We start from the raw sequence: 1,704 nt of genomic DNA, 5'->3' as shown, positions 1-1,704 counted from the left end.
ACGTCGGCGAGCGGAGTCGGGGAGGAGGGGAACAGGACCCCGGACTCGACGACGACGAGCAGGGCGATCCCGCCGAGGACCCACGGTCCGAAGCCGTGCAGGATCGAGGCGGCGTCGAACAGGTGGACGGCGAGCGGGACGGTCACGTGACGTTCCTCCGGTGGGTGCGGGTGGGCGTGCGGGACCGACGCCCCGGGAACGGATCCTGGGGGCGCCCTTCCCAGAAAGCACCAAGGACCCGCTGGCGGCCGGGATCAGGCGGGCGTGCCGAGCCGGTACCCGCGTCCGCGGACGGTCGCGATGAGGTCGCGTTCGGTCTTCTTCCGGATGTAGTGGACGTAGGTGTCGACGGTGCCGAGCTGCTCGCCGCGCTCGAAGACCGCGGACAGCAGCTGCTCGCGGGAGAACACCCGGTCCGGTGCCGCTGCGAGGACGGCGAGCAGCTCGGACTCGCGGTCGGTCAGCGCGACGCGACCGCTGTAGGGGGAGTGCACGGTGTGGTCGTCGGGGCGGAACGACCACCCGCCGATCTCGATCGACGGACCGGGTGCGTCGTAGTCCCGGGTGAGTGCCCGCAGTCGTGCCTGGAGTTCGTCGAAGTCGAACGGTTTCACCAGGTAGTCGTTCGCGCCGGCGTCGAGGCCGGACACCCGGTCGTGCACCTCGCCGAGCGCGGTGAGCACGAGCACGGGGGTGGCGACGCGGAACCGTCGCAGTTCGCGGACGACGTCCAGGCCGTCGCCGTCGGGGAGGCGTCGGTCGACGACGAGCACGTCGAAGAGCCGGTGGAGTGCGGCCTCGAGCGCGGTGACGCGTGTGGTCACGAGTTCGACGTCCCACGCGTCGGCGAGGACGTCGCGCACGATCGGACCGAGGCGCGGGTCGTCCTCGACGAGCAGGAGCCGCGGTCGTGCGGTCACCGGGCGGCTCCGCGGCGGGGGAGCGGCTCCACGATCGGCAGCGTCAGGGCGAACACCGTGCCGAGTCGTCCGGTGCGTTCGACCCGGACGTCGCCGCCCGCGCGGACGGCGATGTCGCGGACGAGCGCCAGCCCGATGCCGTTGCTGGTCCGGGTCGGGCCGTCCGGAGGGACGCTGCCGTGCGCGAAGCGGTCGAACACCCGGCGCGGCGCGATGCCGGTGATCCCGGCGCCCTCGTCGCGGACCCGGATGACGACCGCGCTGCCGACGCGCTCGTTCTCGATCCACACTGCGCCGCCGGTCGGACTGTGACCGACGGCGTTGTCCACGAGCGCGACGAGGGCACGTCGGAGCTGGGTGGGCGTCACCCGCACGACGACGTCCCCCGGCGAGACGACCAGCTGGACGCGGCGGTCCCGGGCGAGGACCGCCGTGTCGCTCGCGACGGCCGTGAGCGCGTCGTCGAGCGGCGCCTCCGCGCGTTCGTCCGTGCGTCCGGCGGCGGTGGCGAGGAGGTCCTCGACGACCTCCGTGAGGGACCGGGTGTCCGTGCGCAGTTCGTCGGCGACGGCGCGCTCGGGGCTCGTCGGCGGGAGCATGGCCTGCAGCTGTTGGACACGGGCGCTCAGGACGGTGAGCGGCGTGCGGAGCTCGTGCCCGGCGTCGGCGACGAAGGTCCGCTGCAGCCGGTGGGCCTCGGCGAGCGGCCGCACCGCGCGGCCCGCGATCAGCCAGGTGGCGACCCCGGCGAGGAGCACGGCCGCCGCGCCGACGACGAGGACCG

2 protein-coding genes are annotated in these 1,704 nt (G+C 74.0%); both read right to left on the bottom strand.

The window, feature by feature from the left end; all coding sequences use genetic code 11:
• Nucleotides 1-254 precede the first annotated feature (254 nt).
• Nucleotides 255-920, bottom strand: a complete 666-nt coding sequence (locus tag I59_RS15560; RefSeq protein WP_022904659.1) for a response regulator transcription factor — start codon at nucleotides 918-920, stop codon at nucleotides 255-257.
• On the bottom strand, nucleotides 917-1,704 hold a 788-nt coding region (locus I59_RS15555), incomplete at its 5' end, for a sensor histidine kinase KdpD (RefSeq protein WP_022904658.1). The genes I59_RS15560 and I59_RS15555, both read right to left, overlap by 4 nt.

Origin of the sequence: Curtobacterium sp. B8 (assembly GCF_000333315.1) — a bacterium.
Taxonomy (GTDB): Bacteria; Actinomycetota; Actinomycetes; order Actinomycetales; family Microbacteriaceae; genus Curtobacterium; species Curtobacterium luteum.
Note: the sequence above shows the minus strand (reverse complement) of the source record. Positions and strands in the feature narration are given on the sequence as shown.